The sequence below is a fragment of the Aeromonas sp. 160P genome (assembly GCF_055193095.1).
Map to the genome: position 1 here is coordinate 17,642 of NZ_JBUXKV010000001.1, position 15,900 is coordinate 33,541.

The 15,900-nt window shown below is 58.0% G+C and carries 18 protein-coding genes; 5 read left to right on the forward strand and 13 right to left on the reverse strand.

Going from position 1 to position 15,900, the window contains the following annotated elements; all coding sequences use genetic code 11:
- Window positions 1–77: 77 nt before the first annotated feature.
- From ACY8FN_RS00085 to purH, 9 genes are all read right to left on the reverse strand, one after another.
- A complete protein-coding gene (locus tag ACY8FN_RS00085) occupies window positions 78–719 on the reverse strand; it encodes a YagK/YfjJ domain-containing protein (protein WP_463098900.1) in 642 nt (213 codons plus the stop codon).
- A 323-nt stretch (window positions 720–1,042) separates the two neighbouring features.
- Complete coding sequence (locus ACY8FN_RS00090; protein ID WP_439984404.1) at window positions 1,043–1,495, reverse strand: hypothetical protein; 453 nt, start codon at window positions 1,493–1,495, stop codon at window positions 1,043–1,045.
- Window positions 1,495–1,692: a helix-turn-helix transcriptional regulator gene (locus ACY8FN_RS00095; protein ID WP_461603603.1), complete on the reverse strand. Its 198-nt coding sequence runs from the start codon at window positions 1,690–1,692 to the stop codon at window positions 1,495–1,497. The genes ACY8FN_RS00090 and ACY8FN_RS00095 overlap by 1 nt, the downstream gene beginning before the upstream one ends.
- A 78-nt stretch (window positions 1,693–1,770) precedes the next feature.
- Entirely contained in the window at window positions 1,771–2,328 is a 558-nt protein-coding gene (locus ACY8FN_RS00100; RefSeq protein ID WP_461603602.1) for a hypothetical protein, read from the reverse strand.
- The gene (locus ACY8FN_RS00105) at window positions 2,328–3,620 is read right to left on the reverse strand and encodes a tyrosine-type recombinase/integrase (RefSeq protein WP_461603601.1); all 1,293 of its coding nucleotides are present in this window, start codon (window positions 3,618–3,620) and stop codon (window positions 2,328–2,330) included. The genes ACY8FN_RS00100 and ACY8FN_RS00105 overlap by 1 nt, the downstream gene beginning before the upstream one ends.
- 396 nt (window positions 3,621–4,016) lie before the next feature.
- Window positions 4,017–4,574 carry a cytochrome b/b6 domain-containing protein gene (locus ACY8FN_RS00110; protein WP_463098901.1) on the reverse strand — a complete coding sequence of 186 codons (558 nt, stop codon included), beginning with the start codon at window positions 4,572–4,574 and terminating at the stop codon, window positions 4,017–4,019.
- Window positions 4,555–4,929, reverse strand: coding sequence for a cytochrome b562 (locus ACY8FN_RS00115; protein WP_463098902.1), 375 nt, complete (start codon window positions 4,927–4,929; stop codon window positions 4,555–4,557). Before ACY8FN_RS00115 ends, ACY8FN_RS00110 begins: the two co-directional genes overlap by 20 nt.
- Window positions 4,930–5,208: 279 nt before the next feature.
- A complete protein-coding gene (gene purD / locus ACY8FN_RS00120; protein WP_463098903.1) occupies window positions 5,209–6,495 on the reverse strand; it encodes a phosphoribosylamine--glycine ligase in 1,287 nt (428 codons plus the stop codon).
- A gap of 114 nt (window positions 6,496–6,609) precedes the next feature.
- Window positions 6,610–8,202 carry a bifunctional phosphoribosylaminoimidazolecarboxamide formyltransferase/IMP cyclohydrolase gene (gene purH / locus ACY8FN_RS00125; RefSeq protein ID WP_463098904.1) on the reverse strand — a complete coding sequence of 531 codons (1,593 nt, stop codon included), beginning with the start codon at window positions 8,200–8,202 and terminating at the stop codon, window positions 6,610–6,612.
- Window positions 8,203–8,640: 438 nt separating this feature from the next.
- On the opposite strand from purH, the gene zntR reads away from it, so the two are divergent.
- Together zntR and ACY8FN_RS00135 are read left to right on the forward strand one after the other, a co-directional pair.
- Entirely contained in the window at window positions 8,641–9,096 is a 456-nt protein-coding gene (gene zntR / locus ACY8FN_RS00130; protein WP_139728898.1) for a Zn(2+)-responsive transcriptional regulator, read from the forward strand.
- Window positions 9,097–9,290: 194 nt separating this feature from the next.
- The gene (locus tag ACY8FN_RS00135; protein ID WP_463098905.1) at window positions 9,291–9,530 is read left to right on the forward strand and encodes an alternative ribosome-rescue factor A; all 240 of its coding nucleotides are present in this window, start codon (window positions 9,291–9,293) and stop codon (window positions 9,528–9,530) included.
- A 117-nt stretch (window positions 9,531–9,647) separates the two neighbouring features.
- Here ACY8FN_RS00135 and hemW read toward each other — a convergent pair whose 3' ends face one another.
- Entirely contained in the window at window positions 9,648–10,793 is a 1,146-nt protein-coding gene (gene hemW / locus ACY8FN_RS00140; RefSeq protein ID WP_463098906.1) for a radical SAM family heme chaperone HemW, read from the reverse strand.
- Window positions 10,794–10,868: 75 nt separating this feature from the next.
- Window positions 10,869–11,462 carry an RdgB/HAM1 family non-canonical purine NTP pyrophosphatase gene (gene rdgB / locus ACY8FN_RS00145; RefSeq protein ID WP_042024421.1) on the reverse strand — a complete coding sequence of 198 codons (594 nt, stop codon included), beginning with the start codon at window positions 11,460–11,462 and terminating at the stop codon, window positions 10,869–10,871.
- A 237-nt stretch (window positions 11,463–11,699) separates the two neighbouring features.
- On the opposite strand from rdgB, the gene ACY8FN_RS00150 reads away from it, so the two are divergent.
- The 3 genes from ACY8FN_RS00150 to ACY8FN_RS00160 all read left to right on the forward strand — a co-directional run bounded on the left by ACY8FN_RS00150 (window position 11,700) and on the right by ACY8FN_RS00160 (window position 14,605).
- Window positions 11,700–12,863: a multidrug effflux MFS transporter gene (locus ACY8FN_RS00150; protein WP_172954075.1), complete on the forward strand. Its 1,164-nt coding sequence runs from the start codon at window positions 11,700–11,702 to the stop codon at window positions 12,861–12,863.
- Between the two features lie 135 nt (window positions 12,864–12,998).
- On the forward strand, window positions 12,999–14,048 hold the full coding sequence (locus ACY8FN_RS00155; protein ID WP_463098907.1) for an oxidoreductase: 1,050 nt from the start codon (window positions 12,999–13,001) through the stop codon (window positions 14,046–14,048).
- A 308-nt stretch (window positions 14,049–14,356) separates the two neighbouring features.
- Window positions 14,357–14,605 (forward strand): hypothetical protein, encoded by a 249-nt coding sequence (locus ACY8FN_RS00160; protein ID WP_042024461.1) that lies wholly within the window; start codon window positions 14,357–14,359, stop codon window positions 14,603–14,605.
- Window positions 14,606–14,667: 62 nt separating this feature from the next.
- Here the strand turns inward: ACY8FN_RS00160 and rimJ are convergent, their stop codons facing one another.
- Both rimJ and ACY8FN_RS00170 read right to left on the reverse strand, forming a co-directional pair.
- On the reverse strand, window positions 14,668–15,219 hold the full coding sequence (rimJ, locus tag ACY8FN_RS00165) for a ribosomal protein S5-alanine N-acetyltransferase (protein WP_463101111.1): 552 nt from the start codon (window positions 15,217–15,219) through the stop codon (window positions 14,668–14,670).
- A complete protein-coding gene (locus ACY8FN_RS00170) occupies window positions 15,219–15,773 on the reverse strand; it encodes a GNAT family N-acetyltransferase (RefSeq protein WP_463098908.1) in 555 nt (184 codons plus the stop codon). The genes rimJ and ACY8FN_RS00170 overlap by 1 nt, the downstream gene beginning before the upstream one ends.
- Between the last annotated feature and the right edge of the window lie 127 nt (window positions 15,774–15,900).

The following is a 15,900-nucleotide window of genomic DNA, read 5'->3' on the forward strand; positions in this document are numbered from 1 at the left end:
CTGCTCGCGGGCTCGCCGCTTTCTAGCTCGGTTGATTGCGTCTCTCGTCATCTAGCCCCCCTCGCTTATTGCCAATATCAAGTTTTATCCAGTTTTGTCAGGCGTGAATAGCCGAAATCACGCGCCCCGTCCGGTCGGTATCCCTTGCCCCGCTCCTTGGTTAGATATGAGACTCGGTAAACCGCCTCGGTGATATTGTGATCATCGGTCATCAAGTAGCCATTTTCAGGAATGGATAACCGCCCCCCTTTGCGTTGCCAGATCTCGGCCAATTCCTCATACAATCTGGCGGGGTGGCGTAGCTTGTCGCCATCTATGAACAAGGCCAGATGGTAGTGCTGACGCTTGGCCTTCTCCTGCTCACGGCACCAAACGTATTCTAAGCGCGTTTGATACTCTCGCCTTACATAGCGAGAGGCCAGCTTTAGGAATGCGCTCAGGCGCTCACTGGTGGCGGCTTCCTCGCCCATGCTCAGGTCTAGCCGAACAAACAGCACCCGCCGATAACGCGCCACCGCTTCCACGATACGCTGAATTATCTCGCGTAGTGGTTGGGTGTAACAGCCGCTCGCTACTTTGGTGTTGATCGGATAATCCTTCCCTTGATAGCAGTAAACGGACTGGTGGGTGACGTGCCCATATCGCTTGCCCTGTTTTCGCTTGGTCTTGCCTGCTAGCTTGGCAGTAACGGCACTTGGCAGGTCATCGGCTCGTTTCATTGGGCCGCCCCCTGATCTAACCCCTGCTTGGTTGTATTTCCCCCCAGATATAAACCTCTTACCCCATAGATATTATAAAATACCGCTCGTATTCCCGATTTTTCATTCCCCGCCAGGCCGCGCCATTGCTGTACTTTGCCCTGTTTGGCGATCCCAATTAGCATGTCCCAATTAGCGTAAATCGATTCACAGCGGCTCAAGCCAGCGAGCGGGCACGATAACGGGCGGCAAGGATTGCCGTTGGTGGTTATTGTCATGGGTGATATGCTCGATAATGCTGGTGCCCAACTTGTGGTAAGTGGCAGGCACCAGCAGTATTTAGATTACGCCTCGAGGGAGTCCTCGGGGCTTTCTTCCCTGTGTGCGTTGAACGCCTCCAGTCGCTCTATCGCAATATCTAGTTCTGCCCCCGCTTTTACAGCTCTACGCTTTCCGCGAAATGCCTGATCGGCACTCGTCTTCTTAAGTTCAACAGCCCGTTCAAGGCGAGCTTTAATATCTTGAGAGGGCACACCGGACAGGTGACGGGGGTCTAACTTACGCCCAGCTATATCGCCCTTTGCATCGAGTACGTTTTCAATGCGCCAGCAGTAACGCCTCCCTCCTAGGCTCTGGATTACACTGCGATAATTATGACCAAAGATGCGACAAATCTCAGTTTCGGCAATAACCTCGCCAGTTAGCAGCAAGGTCAGCATCATGTAAGATTTGGTATTCAGTCGAGGGAATGACCAGCTGGGAGCACAGTGATTTTGCACCATGGGATTAGTCAGCATTAGCGAGCCCCCTTTGCGAGGAGGTGTTCGATATAGGCCTCTACATCAACCTGCTTAAAGCGCACGGCGCGTGGGCCAATATAAACGGGCTGTGGAAAGGCGGGGTCACCTTTGCGCCACCTCCAAAGAGTTGGCCTTGAGATCGCTAGCGCTTCACATACGGCGCGTTGAGTCAGTAGTTGGGAAGGTTGATTCATTATTTTCGTTCCTGTTACTTATTGAAAACAGGAGCGACTATAACCAGCACGCTAATGCTCAGGGGGACACAAACTAGTTTAAGTCTGACCTTTTATTTCATCGCTTTTTTTCAGCCATCTTATTAACGTTCTTCCCGTAAAGCGACTATCTTCATCAGCTATTCTTTTGCAGGCATCAGAACGCGAAATTTTCTTATTTCTAGACATCAGCGCTCTGACGCCTTCACAAGCCTTTTCCATGTCCTCTTCTGAGAATTTTGATATTCTACCTGTGCTTAAGCGCTTCTTGCCTTGCTCAAACACACTTACCACATGTGAGCAAAAAACACCCTCCAAGCGATTCCCTAAGCCCTGAAAACCCAAGCTCACCAACACAGAACCAGCCAAACAAAGCACATCTAAATCATCCAAACTCTCACCGCGCCTCTGTCTTAAGTGTTCAGCTAAGACAGCCATTATCCCGTCTGGGTCATCCACCGTTCGGATTTCACTAATATCAGCAGCGGCGTGCTTCTTTATACCGTATCGATAGGCTCCAATAAACGCATCTAAGTCCTCTTTAAACGGAGCGGCGTCACCGTGTGTTATTTGGCGCATTGAATCAAGCATATGTTTAATCCTAATTTCTTGATCCATCACCCACGCCCCCCGAAGCTGGCCGAAATCACGTTATCCGCCGCCAAATCCAATAACCGCCGCTCCCATAGCTCCAGTGCTCGCCGCTTCTCCGGCAGGTACTCGTAGCGGTCATAGTGCTTGCTGGATACGTCATTCAGGGCGTGATTCTGTAGGCGGTCGCGCAGGTCTTTGGCTATGCCCAGCTCGCCCATCAGGGTCTTACAGGTGCGGCGGAAATCACGGGGGATAAAGTGCGCCATCTCGGCGCGTTTGCGGTAACGGTCAATCGCTTGGCTCAGTGAGGCCATCGGCATTGGTTCGCTCGGCTTGGTGGCGTGGGCAAAGATAAAGGGACTGTCTCCCGTGGCCGCTTGTTGCTCTCTCAACACCCGCAAGGCGCTATCGGTGAGCGGGATCAGGTGCGGGCGGCCATTCTTGGACAGCTCGGCGGTAATGGTCAGGGTTTTGGCTTGCCAGTCGATACTCGCCCAGCGTGAGGCGGCCAGCTCATAAGGGCGTTGGCCGCCCGTGAAGAAACAGAGCCGGATCAGGGTGCGCAGGGTCAAGCCTAGGCTGGTGGGCTGCTCCATATCATCGAGCAACTGGCGAGCCTCAGCCCACGTCAGGAAGCGTTCCCCGACACGTTCAGCGGCCTTTTGCTTGGGTATGGCCGCCACCGGATTAAGCACCAAGCCAAATTTGGCATCGTCTATGAAATTGGCGGGGTCGTTGTCATGTTTGAGGCCGTGATTAAACGCCGCCATCAGGTAGCTTCTGACGCGATTGGATTGGGTATCAGCGCCACGGCGGATCATGTGCGCCAGAATGATTTTTATGTCGTGCGCGGCCACGTCCTTGGCTTTGGTCGTGGGTTTGATGACTGGATAGGTCTCTTTCTCCAAGGCCAGCAGCACGGCGGCATGGGTGCGCTTGCCGTCCTTCTTCATCTGCTCGGTGTAGCTTTTGAATAGCTGCTCAATGGTGCCTTGCTGTTCATGCTCCCGCTTCTCCTGCTCCCGCGCCCTGTCTTGGCGGGCCAGTTCGTCTTTGGGGTCTAGGCCATCACGGATCATTTGGCTGAATGCCTTGGCCTTTTCGCGGGCATCGGCAAGGGAGAGGGTTGGAAAGCGGCCCAGCTGAATGAAGGCGCGCTTCTCGTTGCGGGTATAGCGAAACACAAACATCTTGCCGCCACTCGGCAATACCTTGACGCCTAACCCACCAGCTCCACGGGTGCGGTCATCATCCATCCTGTAATAGGCGCTTTCTTTCGCCACCAGCGCGGCGATCTCGTTGTGTGTTAGCGGCATAGTCGATTGGTCTCAGCTAAAGGCACCCAAACGTTAAAATGGGTGCTGTAATGGGTGCTTTTAAGGTGAAGCTACCCGATACTTTATGAGTTCCAATGATACAAGCCTTTTGGCTATATGTCTGTGATTTAAGGGGTTTTTCTGGCAATATCAAGACAGACTGAAACGTTGTGAAAACGTTAAATTCACGACTCATAATCGATTGGTCGTCGGTTCAAGTCCGCCAGGGGCCACCAAATTAGAAAAGGCCGCTCATCATGAGCGGCCTTTTTGCATCTGCCATCTTGGCAATATCCATTGATGACATCATAGAAAAGACCCGCCATTGGCGGGTCTGGGCAGGGTCCGGATCAGGCGCCTCAATCAGAGAGATCACAAGGAGCCTAATGCTGAGCCTCAGGTTTGCTCGTTGCTGCCGCTCTGGATGGATGAGCGACGGCCGATGGCGGGCAGCATCCGGGTGACCAGATTGCTGCGCTGACGCCAGGAGGTGAACACAATGGCCAGCAGGTGCAGGCCAATCAGCCCTTGCAACACCAGTACGCACCACTCATGCCACTCGTCGGCTCCCAGTTCAAAACCCATCTCGGTATTTTGAAACCAGCCGCTGCCTGCGGTGGCCAGCACCACCAACCAGAGCGCCCACACCGCCAGCTTGCCGCTGCCGTGATGACCCGGCGCAGGCGGTAACCGCTCACGCATCTCGCGCACCTGCTGGCGAAAATCATCGCTGCCGGGGATCAGTGCCCCCAGACGGGCATGACCCTTGGCGAACGAGACTCCCCACAACAGCCGCAGGGTGACCAGCCCAATCGCGCCGTAACCCAGCCACTCATGCCACTGCTCCCCCGCTTCGTTAACCCAGAGATTGCCGATGCAAACAACAGCAACTCCCCAGTGGGTCAGGCGAACCAGCGCGTCCCAGCGAAAGGGCTCACCCTTTTTGCTTGGCATATTTGTGGTACTCCTTCTTCAGGTCGTTGACCTTGGCCAGATGTTCGCGCGCCTTGGCCTCATCACCCGCCTTGAGTGCGGCCAGGCTGGCGTCCAGCTCGGTCTGTACCTCGTTCATTCCCTCAAGGAACTTCTCTTTCTTGGCAGCCGGCATGTTCTTCTGCTTGGCCACGTCCAGCTGGGCCTTCATCTCGTTGATGTGCTTCTCCATGATGGCAGCATCATCAGCCTTGACGGCCTGCTTGTAGTTGAAGCCAATCTTCTTCATCGGCTGTTCCAGATCACCTGCCACGGCAGGCAGGGTCATCAGGCCAAACATCAGGGGCAGCAGCAGGGGGCGAACGGTTTTCAACATGGGATTTCCTTATTTATAACGACATGCTCGAATTGTTAGGGGTACTTATGAATCCAGACAGCAATTCATCACCAGCATAATGCCATGACTCATGGTGAAGAGTTTGTGAAAGATGCTGTTTTTTGTGGCAAATAGTGACAAGTATGCCGCGCTTGTTTGCACTTGGTAACTGATTGAACGCCGGTGACGCACGGCAAAAGGATGGTTGAAACCGGTTAACAGGGACAAAAAACCCCGCCGAAGCGGGGTCTGGATCAGCTGGCCATTTGCTTGCGTCAGTTACTCCTGTTCGCGAGCAATGGCGCGCCAGCCGATATCCTTGCGGTAGAAGAGACCATCCCACTTGATGCGGCCAGCGAGCTGATAGGCACGCTGCTGGGCCTCGGCAACCGTGTGGCCAAGGGCGGTAGCACACAGCACGCGGCCACCCTGGGTCAGGCTGGTATCGCCCTCCAGCCGGGTACCGGCGTGGAACACCTTCTCACCAGCCACCTCATCCACCGGCAAGCCGCTGATGGGGTGATTGCTGCTGTAATCGCCGGGATAACCACCCGCAGCCAGTACCACGCCGATGGCGGCACGGGGATCATAGATGGCCTCTTTCTGATCCAGCTTGCCCTCGCAAGCGGCCAGACAGAGCTCCACCAGATCGGACTGCATCCGCAGCATGATGGGCTGGGTCTCGGGATCGCCAAAGCGGCAGTTGAACTCGATCACCTTGGGGTTGCCTGCACCGTCGATCATCAGACCGGCGTAGAGGAAGCCGGTGTAGACGTTGCCTTCGGCCGCCATGCCGCGCACGGTCGGCATGATCACCTGCTCCATCACCTTTTTATGCACGTCGGCAGTCACTACCGGTGCTGGCGAGTAAGCCCCCATGCCACCGGTGTTGAGGCCGGTATCACCGTCGCCCACCCGCTTGTGATCCTGACTGGTGGCCATCGGCAGCACGTGCTCGCCGTCAACCATGACGATGAAGCTCGCCTCTTCGCCATCCAGAAACTCCTCGATCACCACCCGGGAGCCCGCTTCACCAAAGGCATTGCCGGAGAGCATGTCGCGTACCGCGTCTTCTGCCTCCTGCAAGGTCATGGCGACAATCACCCCCTTGCCCGCCGCCAGACCATCGGCCTTGATGACGATGGGGGCGCCCTTCTCCCGCAGATAAGCAAGCGCAGGCTCTACCTCGGTGAAGTTCTGGTAGTCGGCAGTCGGGATAGCGTGACGGGCCAGGAAATCCTTGGTGAAGGCCTTGGAGCCCTCCAGCTGGGCGGCAGCAGCGGTCGGGCCGAAGATGGGCTGACCGGCGGCGCGGAAGGCATCTACCACCCCTTTGACCAGCGGCGCTTCCGGCCCGACGATGGTGAGACCAATGCGCTTCTCTTTGGCAAAGGCCAGCAGCCCTTCGATATCGGTCGCCTCGATGGCAACGTTCTCGACACCCGGCTCAAGTTGGGTGCCCGCATTGCCCGGCGCCACGAAGACGTGGCGTACCAGTGGGGAGTGTTTGGCCTTCCAGGCCAGGGCGTGTTCGCGGCCACCGTTGCCAATGATCAGTACTTTCATCGTATCGCTCGCTTCTATTTGTGGTCACCAGGCGGCCTCTCGGGCCGTCAGCCAGTGGCAATAGTCAGTTGAAAAGAGACAACAAAAGGGCCGCCATCGGCAGCCCCTGACCCATCAATGACGGAAATGGCGCATCTTGGTGAACACCATGCACATGCCGTGCTCGTTGGCGGCGTCGATCACCTCCTGATCGCGCATCGAGCCACCCGGCTGGATCACGCAGGAGATACCGGCCTGCGCGGCAGCATCGATACCGTCGCGGAACGGGAAGAAGGCATCGGACGCCATGACGGAGCCCGCCACGGTCAGCCCTTCATCCGCCGCCTTGATACCGGCGATTTTGGCGGAGTAGACGCGGCTCATCTGGCCGGCGCCGACGCCGATGGTCTGGCCATCTTTGGCGTAGACGATGGCATTGGATTTGACGAACTTGGCCACTTTCCAGCAGAACAGCAGATCTTGCAGCTCGGCCTCGGTCGGCTGGCGCTTGCTGACCACGGTCAGGTCACCCAGGGTCACCATGCCGAGATCCCGCTCCTGCACCAGCAGGCCGCCATTGACGCGCTTGAGGTCAAACCCTTGCGCCGGTGCCGTCCACTGACCGCACTCCAGCAGACGCACATTTTGCTTGGCGGCGACCGCGTCGCGGGCCTCCTGACTCACCGTCGGGGCGATGATCACTTCGACAAACTGGCGGGCAACGATGGCTGCCGCAGTGGCGCCATCCAGCTCACGGTTGAAGGCGATGATGCCACCGAAAGCAGAGGTGGGGTCGGTCTGGTAGGCGCGATCGTAGGCACTCAACAGGTCATCACCGATGGCCACACCGCAGGGGTTGGCATGCTTGACGATGACGCAGGCCGGTTCGCTGAACTCCTTCACGCACTCCAGCGCCGCGTCGGTATCGGCGATGTTGTTGTAGGAGAGCGCCTTGCCCTGCAACTGGGTAGCGCTGGAAACGGAACCCGGTGCGGCATGCTCTTCGGCGTAGAAAGCGGCAGCCTGATGGCTGTTCTCGCCGTAACGCATGTCCTGCTTCTTGATGAACTGGCTGTTGAAGGTGCGCGGGAAGCGGGACTCTTCGTCACCCTCCTTGTTGTCACCGTAGGAAGGAACCATGGTGCCGAAGTAGTTGGCGATCATGCCGTCATAGGCGGCGGTGTGCTCGAAGGCTGCGATGGCCAGATCGAAACGGGTCGCCAGTTTCAGGCTGTTGCCGTTGGCATCCATTTCTCGAATAACCCGATCATAGTCGGCAGCGTTGACGACGATGGCGACATCTTTGTGGTTTTTGGCGGCAGATCGCACCATAGTCGGGCCGCCGATGTCGATGTTCTCGACCGCATCAGCCAGGGTGCAGCCCGCTTTGGCCACTGTCGCGGCGAAGGGGTAGAGGTTGACGACAACCATGTCGATGGGGGAGATAGCGTGCTGGGCCATGATGGCGTCATCCTGATCCCGACGGCCGAGGATGCCGCCATGAACCTTGGGATGCAGGGTCTTGACCCGACCATCCATCATTTCAGGGAAACCCGTGTAGTCAGAGACCTCGGTCACCGGCAGACCCGCCTCGCCAAGCAGCTTGGCGGTACCGCCGGTGGAGAGCAGGGCAACACCACGCTCGTTGAGTGCCTTGGCAAATTCCAGAATGCCCGTTTTGTCAGACACACTCAGCAGTGCACGGCGAATGGGTCGAGCTTGTTCCATCACACTATCGTCCTCAACATAACGGGGACCGTTCCATGGGAGGCAAGCGCACTTGGGTCGCACCAAACACAGAGAGTCCCCAAATAAATGGAAGTGGGGGATTTCGCAAACCACTCTCACCCGGATAGTCGTTCAAGGGCAAAGGTGTTTTAAGAAATGCCCGCTTGACGCAGCGCTCTGTTATGGGCGCGTATTCTACACAAAAAATGTGACCTGTGGTGGATTTTTTAAAACTGCAAAGCCTTATTTGGCGCGGCGTTAAACGTTTTCCACTTGATTTTCTCGAAACGTTTGCACTTTCAGTGTTTTATCGGAAAAAGGGCCGCAAAGAGACGTTTACCTGCCCCTTTCATGCCCTTGGCTGGCAATCCATTGGCAAAGGGGCGATAGTGGATTCCGGTTTTTGTTGCGGCATATATCCAAGGGGAGAGAGAGAGCATGTATCGGATCGGTGAACTGGCCAAGGCGTGCGGGGTCAAGGCAGATACCCTGCGTTTTTACGAGAAGAACGGGCTCATCTCACCGGGGATCCGCAACCAATCCGGCTACCGCCTCTACAACGAACAGGACAAGCGGCGGCTGGAGTTCATCATCCGCGCCAAGTCGGTGGGATTCTCGCTGGCGGACATCGGCGAGCTGCTCGACCTCGATACCAACAAGGCCAAGGTGACCTGCCAGGAGGTGAAAGCGGTGGCCGACACCAAGCTGGCCCAGGTGGAGCAGAAGATCATCGAACTGACCCGCTTTCGCGACAACCTGCGCCAGCTCTCCAATATCTGCTGCGGCGGCCCCCGCTCGGCCGAACACTGCGCCATCCTCGAGACGCTGGAGTCTGGCGCCCCGGCCCATCACGAGCATCACAGCCACGACCAGCATGACCACGTTCACGGCTGACACGGTATACCTGACTGAGCGTGCCAGACTCATTGCTCCAACAGCAATTTGGTGACAAAATCGCCGCGTTTTTAACCGGTGCCACCGGTGCCAGAGCATCCGGTTGCCGGGTGCTCACCTGAACAGGCGCCCGTAGCGAAAACCGCCATCCAGACACAAGAGTCAACACACCAAGAGCAAGAAGAGGAGCCATCATGGCCAAAATTCGGGTCGACCAACCCGCCCTCCCCCGTGAGGAAGATGTGCAAGGGGGCAACTATGCCCATCAGCGCGGCGAGATAAAGGATAACCATCTGCACGCCCTGCTCTCCGATCCCCTGTTTCGCAGCCGGGTCGAGCGCAACAAGAAGGGCAAGGGGAGTTACCAGCGCAAGGCCAAATTTGGCAAGCGGTGGGAGCCCGGCCAGCAGCAGATGATCAGCGTCTGCTGCTGAGCGGGTTTCTACCGACCATCAACAATCAGGGCGCCAATGGCGCCCTGATTTTTTTTACAGCAGAAGCAGTCTGGCAACGCCAACTCACCGCCTCAAGACCTGCGCCTCAAAGGCCGATCACTCATCCATAAACAGTTCGAGCAACACATTCAGATAGCGGTGGCCGAGGGCGGTGAGCTGCCAGCTATCCCCCAGATCTTCGATCAGCTCCTTGCTCTGGGCGATGGCGAGTACCGTCTCCACCCGCTCCAGCTCCAGACCTGTATATGCCTCGAACTCCGCCTTGGGGGCCGGTTCAAACAGCCGGAACCGATTCATAAAGTATTCGAGCGGCAGATCGTCCGCAGTCACCTGCCACTGCTGGTCCAGATAGGGGCGACTCTTATCCAGATACCCTTTTGGATGCTTCACCTTGGCAGTGCGCAGGATCTGTTGGTTCGCGAGATCGGTCATCTTGCCGTGGGCGCCGCAGCCAATCCCCAGATAGTCGCCGAAGCGCCAGTAGTTGAGGTTATGGCGGCACTGGTAGCCCTCTTTGGCGTAAGCCGAGATCTCGTACTGGCGATAGCCGCTGGCGGTGAGTATGGCGTGCCCCTGCTCGTAGATATCCCACAGGGTGTCATCTTCCGGCAGCCGAGGCGGCTTGGAGGCAAACACCGTGTTCGGCTCTATGGTGAGCTGATACCAAGAGAGATGGGGCGGTGCGCAGTCGATGGCCTGCTGCAGGTCATAGAGGGCATCATCCAGACTCTGATCCGGCAGACCGTGCATCAGATCCAGATTGAAGGTCGGCAGTTGGATGGCGTGGGCCAGTGCGGCGGCCTTGCGCGCCTCTTGCGGGCCGTGGATGCGGCCGAGGCGGGTCAGTTTTTCCTGCTGGAAGCTCTGCACCCCGATGGAGATGCGGTTGATGCCGGCGCGCTTGAAACCGGCGAACTTGTCCGCCTCCACCGTGCCCGGGTTGGCCTCCATGGTGATCTCGCAATCCGCGGTGAGCGCAATGCGGGCCCGTACTCCGTCCAGCAAGGTTTGCATTGCCTCCACCGTCAACAGGCTGGGGGTGCCACCGCCGATAAAGATCGAGGAGAGCGGCCGCCCCTGCGCCCACTTCAGATCCTGATCCAGATCGTCGAGCAGGGCGGCGACATATTCGAGGTGAGGCAGCTCCCCCTTCTGGGCGTGGGAGTTGAAGTCACAGTAAGGGCACTTCTGGACGCACCAGGGCACATGAATATAGAGGGAGAGGGGCGGCAGTTGCAGCATGGGGCTTCCAATAAAACGGGGGCTCAAGGCCCCCATTGTAGATGACAATACGCGATGGGCGAGGAGGGTCAGAACTCAGTGAGCGGCCAGCGCCGCTTTCAGTTTGGCCAGCGCCTGACCGCGGTGGCTGAGCTGGTTTTTCAGCTCGGCGGGCATCTGGGCAGCGGTGCAGTCGTGATCCGGCACGAAGAACACAGGGTCATAACCAAAGCCGTGCTGACCGTGCGGCTCATCGATGATCACCCCTTCCCAGCTCGCCTGACAGATGATGGGGGTGGGATCGTCGGCGTGACGCATATAGACCAGCACACACCAGAAGCGGGCACTCTTGAGGTAATCCGGTGCACCTGCAAGCTCGCCCAGCAGCTTTTCAATATTATCCTTGTCGCTGGCATCAGGGCCGGCAAAACGGGCCGAGTAGACACCGGGACGACCGTGCAGCAGATCCACTTCCAGACCCGAGTCATCGGCAACGGCGGGCAGACCGGTAATGCGGGCGGCGTGGCGGGCCTTGATAATGGCATTCTCGACGAAGGTGGTGCCGGTCTCTTCGGCATCGGAGACTGCAAACTCGCTCTGCGGGATCACCTGGATCTTCATATCGGCCAGCATGGCGGCCAATTCCTTCACCTTTTTCTGGTTACCTGTTGCCAGGACAAGCTTGTTCATCGCGCACCTCCGCAAAAATAATCTGCGCATTCTATGCGGCGCAAGGGTTTAGTAAAAGCGCCAATTAGCGGCGCTAGCCTGACATGTGATGAAGACCAAGCTCCTGTTAGCCGGTGCTGTTGCCTGCATGTTTCCATAACGGAATAACACAAGTGATAAAATACCATTTCAATTCATTACTGTGAGTCAGTAGACTCGCGCCCCAATCGATTTTTCCCCCACGCCCCGAGGTGACTGATGCCATTGATTCTTTTACTTGTGCTACTGGTGCTGTTCAGTCCGCTGGCCATCGACATCTATCTGCCCGCCATTCCGCAAATGGCCGAGCAGTTAGGTGCCGAAGTGACCCTGATGCAGGGCACCATCACCTGGTTCCTGTTCAGCATGGGGCTGGGTCAGCTATTGGTCGGGCCGCTGGCCGATCGTTATGGCCGCAAGCCTATCGCCCTGGGTGGCGTGCTGCTCTATGGTCTGAGCGCACTGGCGGCCGGTTTTGCCGCCAGTCTCGGCGAACTGATGCTGGCCCGGGTGCTGCAGGGCTTCGGGGCCTGCGCCACCTCGGTGGCCGCTTTCTCGGTGGTGCGTGACAGCTACGGCCCGAAAAAGAGCGGCCAGATGATCTCCTACCTCAATGGTGCCATCTGCTTTATTCCAGCACTGGCGCCCCTGCTCGGTGGCTGGCTCACCGCCAAGGCGGGCTGGTCAGCCAACTTCTGGTTTATGGCCGGTTATGCGGTCATCGTCGGTAGCTGGCTGATGTGGCGGATGCCGGAGACTCGCCCGAACGCCACCCGCAGCGAAGGAGCCCTGATCAGCTGGTCCCGCTACAGCCCGGTACTGCGCTCCCCCAGCTTCCTGTTCAACGCGGCGCTCTGCATGCTGGCGATGGCGGTGATCCTCGCTTATGTCACTGCCGCACCGGTGCAGCTGATGGTGAAACTGGGGCTGGATATGAGTGGCTTTAGCTACTGGTTTACCGCCAACGCCGCACTCAACATTCTGGCCTGCTTCATGGCGCCGCGCTTTATCGCCAAGGTGGGGCCAAGACGCACCCTGCGCATCGGCCTGCTGGTATTGCTCCTCTCCGCCATCATACTGACCCTGGCGATGCACATTGAACATCCGCTGGCGATGATGGGGCCGGTGTTCCTCTCCAGCATCGGCTTTGCCATGATTCTGGGCTCTGCTGCCGGGATGGCGCTGGCACCGTTCGGCCACTGCGCTGGCACTGCTGCCGCCCTGCTCGGCCTGTTCCAGATGAGCGGATCCGGCGCGCTGGTTGGCCTGACCGGCTTACTGACAGCAGACCCGCTCAGCCAGCTGGCACTGCACATGTGGCTGCTGCTGCCGCCGCTGGTGATGCTGATGACCCGCCGCGGACGCAGCTTGTGTTTGCAATAAATCCTGTGCTCTGATGGGCACACTCAGGGGGCCAGCGGCCCCCTTCTCTTTTGTATCGCCTTTACAGGGTATGACCATCCGGCAGCCCGCCGGTGATGGCAATCCCACTCACTCGATGTCAGCGGAGCACACCCGATGAGTCACTCTCTTAACGCCGCCCTGGTGGGCTATGGCTTTGCAGGCAAGACCTTCCACGCCCCCTTCCTCTCCACCACGCCCGGTTTGTCCCTCGGCTGGGTGGTGAGCAGCGATGCCGCCAAAGTGCAGGCCGATCTGCCCGGTTGTCGAGTCGGTTCACTGGAACAGGTGCTGAGCGATGACAGCGTCGATCTGGTGGTGATCGCTACTCCCAACGATACCCATGCTCCCCTCGCCCGCCAGGCACTGCTGGCTGGCAAGCATGTGGTGATCGACAAGCCATTTGCACTGGACTTGGCCGAGGCGAAAGGACTGGTCGAACTGGCACAAAAGCAGCAACGGCTGCTCAGCATCTTCCACAACCGCCGCTGGGATGGCGATTTTCTCACCGTGCGCCGTCTGCTGGCAGAAGGCGCGCTGGGGCAGATCGCCCAGTTCGAGTCACACTTCGATCGCTATCGCCCCGAGGTGCGTCAGCGCTGGCGCGAAGCGGGTGGCCCCGGCTCCGGCCTCTGGTTCGATCTCGGCCCCCATGTGCTGGATCAGGCGCTGCAGCTGTTCGGTCTGCCCGACTGGCTGCAGGCCGATCTGGCCGGGCAGCGCCCCGGCGCCTTGGCGGATGACTACTTCCACGTTGTACTGGGCTATGGTGCGCTGCGGGTCGTTTTACACGGCAGCTGTCTGGTATCGGCCACCATGCCGCGCTTCGTGATCCACGGCAGCCAGGGCTCGTTCGTCAAATTCGGTATGGACGTGCAGGAAGATCAGCTCAAGCAGGGCAAGCGGCCACCGGCAGCGGATTGGGGTGTGGATGGCGAATCCGGTCAGCTCAGCCGCATTGTCGATGGTCAGTTGCAGCAGCAGAGCGTGGTCGGCGAGGCGGGGGATTATGGCGCTTACTATCGAGGGGTCTGCGCCGCCATCAGGGGCGAAGGGAGCAACCCGGTTCCGGCAACCGAGGCGCTGGCGGTGATGGCGCTGCTGGATCTGGCCCGTCAGAGCCACCTTGATGGAAAACGGCTGCCCTGTCAGAAGCTGTCTGACTAAAGTCCGTTTTCTCACAACTCAGTTGGGGGCAGAAAATAGCCAAAGTGCTAACCTGCAGCCATGAAATGGTGGTTTATTGGGCGTTTTTGCTGTCTTGACGGCATCTTATATTGATATTCGTCGTTGCAGTGGTGCTTTTCATCCACGGCACGAAAAAATGTCATTGTGATATCCGTTTTCATTGGTCACTAATGGGGCTATATTTCGCGCGCTCTCTGCCGCCCGGCCTCTTTTTTCAATACCGGGTCACAGCGGGCGCTGTGATGGTTGCACAGACCATCTCTCCATCTTTTTTTGAGGGTATGCACATGAACAAAGTACTGGTAGCCGGTATCCTGGGTCTGATGTTGACCGCTTGTGGTCAGAAAGAAGAGAAAGCTGCTGCTCCTGCTGCTGCTCCGGCCGCCGAAGTTGCTGCAACTGTAGAAAAAGCCGCTAGCGAAGCCACCTCTACCGTAGAGAAGGCCACCTCCGAAGCGACTGCAACCGTAGAAAAAGCTGCCGCTGACGTAGCTACCAAGGTTGAAGCTGCAGTGAGCGATGCCAAGGCTAAATAAGCCTGCACCTCATTCGAAGATGGGTCCGAAGGCAACTTCGGGCCCGTTTTTTTATCTGTCGATCAGGGCTCGGGATTAATGAGGGAGGTGAGGATGTGATCCTCCCAGCGACCATTGATCATCAGATACGCCCGCGCAAATCCTTCCTGCTCGAAACCGAGCCGCTCCAGCAGCGCGCCGCTGCGCTGGTTCACCGGCATATAGCAAGCCATGATCCGGTGCAGGCCATGCTCCCGAAACAGATAGTCGATACCCGCAGATAGCACTTCCCGCATTATCCCCTGCCCCTGCTGTTGCTGGTCGATGGCGTAGCCCAGATGACACGCCTTGAAGACCCCCATCAGAATATTGCTGAAATTGCAGGTGGCGATCACCTGCTCCCCTGTCGGATCCAGCGCCACCAGACTGACGCCAGTGCCGTTGAAGAACTGGCTGTAACTGTCCTGCAGCCGGGCATGCCAGTAAGAGAGGGTGTAAAAGTGCTCGTCCCGCAATGGCTCCCAAGGGGCAAGATGAGCACGGTTACGCCGGTAAAAGTCGAGCATCATGGGGGCCTGATCCGGCGACAGTATGGTCAGATGGCTACGGGCCGTCTTGATATGTGGCAACACCATCATATCTCCCTCTGGCTTAGCCACTCATCGCGCAACAGGCTGTAGTGAGCATGGTCCACAATCCGGTTGCCCAGCCGCTCTGCCCGCCGGGTCACCCCCTCCTGCTGCATACCAAGCCGTTCACAGACGGCTCTGCTGGGCTCGTTATCGGTGGCGGCACTGATCTCCACCTTCTCCATCCCCATCTCCTCGAAAGCGTGATGGATCAGGGCCTGGCAAGCCCGGGTGATGATGCCGTTGCCCTGCCAGCGCTCCGCCAGCCAGTAACCGATGACCACCTTGCCAAGATCGTGATCGATGCTGTTGTAACCGATGACACCCACCACCTCCCCCTGATATTCGATGGCAGTGCTGAGCCCCTCGCCCCGGGCAAACTTCTCGATGGCACTGCGAATGAAGAGGGCGCTGTCGACGGGACGCTGGATCAGCGGCGGCCAGGGCAGCCACTGGGAGAGGTACTCCCGGTTGTTATTGCAGAGGGCAAACAGTTCGCTCGCCATATCGGGCTGCAAGAAGAGCAGTGCAAGCTCATCGTCCAACTGCCATGAAAACATGAAATTCTCCTTTCAAATCAGTTATCCAATAGCGAACCAGCCACCCAATGTAGCCAATTGCTACTGGTCGCGCCAACCACTTTTACCGCGATCTTCCGGCAGATCCCGCAGGGGGTGGCTGCGCAAG